We start from the raw sequence: 3955 nt of genomic DNA, 5'->3' as shown, positions 1-3955 counted from the left end.
CCTGCTGGACGGCATTGAGCGCGCCGCCCGCGCTCACCAACGCAAGTTCGGTCGGCGGCAAGTCGGGCAGACCTGTGCAGATCCGATGCTCGGGGAGCACGGCGGTCGTGGGCAGAACCGACACCCCAAGCCCCGATGAAACCGCCGCCTGGATCCCGGTCAGGCTATGACTCCCGAACGCCACTCGCCAGCGCCGCCGCGCTTTGTCCAGGCCACGGATCGCGCGTTGCCGGTACACACAGCCTTGCGGAAACAATGCCAGCGGGACCGGTTCGTCCGTCAATTCAACGCCTTCGCCTTTTACCCAGACAAGCGATTCGGGCCACGACGCGAGGCACTCTCCGCTTCCCGGTTCGCGCTTGAGCAACGCAATCTCGACCTCGCCTGCCGCCAGCTTGCGCTGGAGATCGACACTCATGCCGCTTACCGTTTCAAGCCGTACGCCGGGTTTCATCTTCACAAATCCCGACAGCATGGCCGACATCCGGCGCGCGTCGAAATCCTCAGGCACGCCAATGCGAACCGGCTCAAGCGCCACGTCGCTGGTCAACGCATCCTGCGCCTCCCTTGATAACGCCAGCAGCCGCCGCGCATAGTGCGCGAGCAACTCCCCATGCTCGGTGGCGCTCACGTGATTGCCGGTCCGATCGCGCAGCAGCAGCGTACGGCCAACTGCCGCCTCAAGCTTGCGGATCTGCTGGCTCACCGTCGACTGGGTACGGTGGACGCGTTCACCGGCGCGCGTAAAGCTGCCTTCATCGACCACGCAAACCAGGGTGTTCAACAACTCGAGATCTAGCATGAGCCACCGCCGCTTATTTGAATTTCGATTGACCTTTAGAGTTTAATTTAATTTCCAAATAACGATCAATCCTTTTACGCTTGCGGTATCAACTCAGCTAAGCGAATAAATCAATGACTCTCAACGCACTTGAACACAGCCAACGGCCGCAATGGCTCACCTTCGACTGCTATGGCACCCTGATCCAGTGGGACGAAGGGCTGCAAGCCGCCGTCCGCAAGATCTTGTCCGCCAAGCAAACAGCGACGATCGATCCGGCTCGATTTATCAGCATTTATGATCGGCATGAACATGCGCTTGAACAAAGCTCGCCGCATCGGTCGTTTCGCAGCGTGACCGCGGATGCATTACGTCTCGCACTCGATGAGTCGGGCTTGCAAAGCGACGCAGACGACGCCCGTACGCTAACGGACAGCATCTCCGCCATGCCGCCGTTTCCCGAAGTGACCGCTGCTTTGGAGCAGCTTAAGGAGGCGGGTTATCGTTTGTGTATTGTGTCGAATACGGATGACGAGATCATCGCGGGCAATGTCGCGCAGCTTGGCGGGTTGATCGATCGTGTGGTCACGGCACAGCAGGCCGGGGCTTATAAACCATCGCGGAAAATATTCGACTATGCTTTTGACTCGCTTGGCGTGACAAAGGACGATGTCGTTCATATTTGCGCCAGTCCGCATCTCGATCACGCCGCTGCGCGCGAAGTCGGCTTTCGCTGCGTGTGGATCGATCGTGGTACGGGCCGCACGGTGCTGCCGGATTACACACCCGACGCCACGCTTCCAACGCTCGACCAAGTACCTGTGCTATTCAATAGACTCGGCTGGTAAATTTTCAAGGCAATCAATCATCATGGCTCACTCGCTTTCTATCGGCAGCACCCCTGCTCCCTCGCGTATCGCGCGGCTCGATTCCGACGCCGTCATGCAGGCACGGCTGGAGCTTGCCGCGTGCTTCCAGCTCGCTGCTCAACGGGGTTACGAGGAAGGGGTTTGCAATCATTTCTCGGCAGTCGTCCCCGGCCACGACGATCTGTTTCTCGTCAATCCCTATGGCTACGCGTTTAGTGAGATCACCGCATCGCGCCTGCTCGTTTGCGATTTCGAAGGGCATGTGATCGCGGGCGAGGGTCAACCAGAAGCCACGGCGTTTTATATCCACGCACGCTTGCATCGATCAAAACCGCGAGTAAAAGCGGCTTTCCACACGCATATGCCGAATGCGACTGCGTTGTGCCTGGTCGAAGGGCCGCCGCTTTTGTGGCTCGGGCAGACGGCGCTGAAGTTCTATGGCCGCACAGCTGTCGACGAGCATTACAACGGTCTGGCTCTGGATGAATCGGAGGGAGATCGTATTGCAGACGCCATGGGCGACGCCGACATTCTGTTCCTGAAGAACCATGGTGTGATGGTGACGAGCGCCAGCATCGCGGAGGCTTGGGACGATCTTTATTATCTGGAGCGCGCGGCTGAGGTTCAGCTTAAGGCGATGAGCAGCAACCAGCCGCTTAAACCTGTGCCGCACGAAATAGCACAGCGCACCTATGAACAAATCCGCTTGGGCGATGCACAAAGCGCCCGCGCGCACCTGGACAGCTCGATCCGAATATTGCGCAACCAGGGAAACGGGTTCGAACAATAAGCGTCAATGTTCGCTTGTCCGGAAGCGACAACACGTCGCCGCTTCCGGTCTGCTATGTCATGACCAGCGCTCGGGCCATCGCCGGCCGCGCACGACGTTATTGAACAGCAACGCAGTCACCAGCAGCACGCAAACGCCGCTTAGGACCGGGACAAAAAAGAATCCTGTTGAAGCGTTGCCGCTAAGCATGATCACCAGCGGATCCGCGCCCGCCGGAGGATGCACGCACCGCGTAAGTTGCATCAGGGCAATGGCAAGCCCAACGGACAACGCCATTTGCCAGATCCCCGGACCGGCGAACCAGAACACCGCCAACCCGACCGCAGTGGAAAGCAGATGTCCGAATACAAGGTTGCGGGGCTGCGCGAATGCACTATCGGGGGCGCCGAATAGCAAGACGCTCGACGCACCGAATGGCGCGATCAACAACGGACTGCTCGTCAGGTGCCCGAGCAGGGAGATCACGCCAATCGCCAGAAAACCACCCAGGAAACCGAATGCCGCTTGTTTGAACGGCGCTAAAGGAACTGCGGGCGCCGTACGGGCGATCTGTTCGTTCATGGTATTTAAAGCCCGGGGAATGCGCACGCCGGCCACGAACAGCCGGACCAGCGTGCCCACGGCATTAAGCCTTCTTGAAACGGGCGGCCTCTTCCGAGCCCGAGGTCGCATTACCTGCGCTGTACGAATGCGCGCCCACTCCCGCGAGACGTCCGCCATCGACGATCAGATACTCCTCGCGAATGGGTTCTTTAGCGAACCAGCATTCGAGGATCTCGCGCGTGCCTGCAGCGTAACGCGCCTGAGCGGAAAGCGTCGTGCCTGACGTATGCGGTGTCATACCCTGATGAGGCATGGTGCGCCACGGGTGATCGCTCGGAGCCGGCTGCGGGAACCAGACATCGCCGGCATAGCCTGCGAGTTGGCCGGATTCCAGCGCGCGCACAACCGCGTCGCGATCCACGATTTTTCCGCGTGCCGTGTTGATGATGTACGCGCCACGCTTCATCTTGCTGATCATCTTCTCATCGAAAAGATGCTCCGTTTCCGGGTGCAACGGACAGTTGATGGTCACGATATCGCATACGCGAGCCATCGATTCAGCAGTGGGGTGCCACGTCGCGCCAAGCTCGCGCTCGACCGCTTCGGGCAAACGATGACGGTCGGTGTAATGCAGCTTGACGTCGAAGGGCTTGAGCCGGCGCAGCACCGCCGCGCCAATCCGCCCGGCCGCCACGGTCCCCACGTTCATCCCTTCAAGATCGTAAGCACGCGAGACGCAATCGGCAATATTCCAGCCGCCCTTCTTGACCCACTCATGTGACGGCAGATAATTTCGGACCTGCGACAGGATCATCATGACAACGTGCTCGGCCACGCTGATGCTATTGCAAAACGTCACTTCAGCCACCGTGATGCCGCGATCAATTGCTGCCTGCAAATCGACGTGATCCGACCCAATGCCGGCTGTCAGCGCGAGCTTGAGCTTTGGCGCGCGGGCAATCCGCTCGGCGG

5 protein-coding genes are annotated in these 3955 nt (G+C 59.6%); 2 read left to right on the top strand and 3 right to left on the bottom strand.

Translation table 11 applies throughout. The features are described 5' to 3' along the window. On the bottom strand, positions 1-802 hold an 802-nt coding region (locus JWR14_RS31220), incomplete at its 3' end, for a LysR substrate-binding domain-containing protein (protein ID WP_299717112.1). A 113-nt stretch (positions 803-915) separates the two neighbouring features. Between JWR14_RS31220 and JWR14_RS31215 the strand changes: the two genes are divergently transcribed. Next, complete coding sequence (locus JWR14_RS31215; protein WP_299717110.1) at positions 916-1629, top strand: haloacid dehalogenase type II; 714 nt, start codon at positions 916-918, stop codon at positions 1627-1629. Between the two features lie 22 nt (positions 1630-1651). Next, complete coding sequence (locus JWR14_RS31210; RefSeq protein ID WP_299717109.1) at positions 1652-2440, top strand: aldolase; 789 nt, start codon at positions 1652-1654, stop codon at positions 2438-2440. A gap of 57 nt (positions 2441-2497) precedes the next feature. Here JWR14_RS31210 and JWR14_RS31205 read toward each other — a convergent pair whose 3' ends face one another. After that, complete coding sequence (locus tag JWR14_RS31205) at positions 2498-3061, bottom strand: HPP family protein (protein ID WP_299717108.1); 564 nt, start codon at positions 3059-3061, stop codon at positions 2498-2500. A gap of 4 nt (positions 3062-3065) precedes the next feature. Continuing rightward, positions 3066-3955, bottom strand: an 890-nt coding sequence (locus tag JWR14_RS31200; protein ID WP_299717107.1) for an NAD-dependent formate dehydrogenase, incomplete at its 5' end; no start/stop codon positions are given.

It is taken from the genome of Caballeronia sp. (assembly GCF_028292365.1).
Taxonomy (GTDB): domain Bacteria; phylum Pseudomonadota; class Gammaproteobacteria; order Burkholderiales; family Burkholderiaceae; genus Caballeronia.
The sequence above is the reverse complement of the archived record's forward strand: the minus strand, read 5'-3'. Positions and strand labels throughout refer to the sequence as shown.

What these genes read in the sequence shown, in the direction of transcription:
- JWR14_RS31215 (WP_299717110.1), top strand. Translation starts at nt 916, where the DNA reads ATGACTCTCAACGCACTTGAACACAGCCAACGGCCGCAATGGCTCACC.
- JWR14_RS31210 (WP_299717109.1), top strand. Translation starts at nt 1,652, where the DNA reads ATGGCTCACTCGCTTTCTATCGGCAGCACCCCTGCTCCCTCGCGTATC.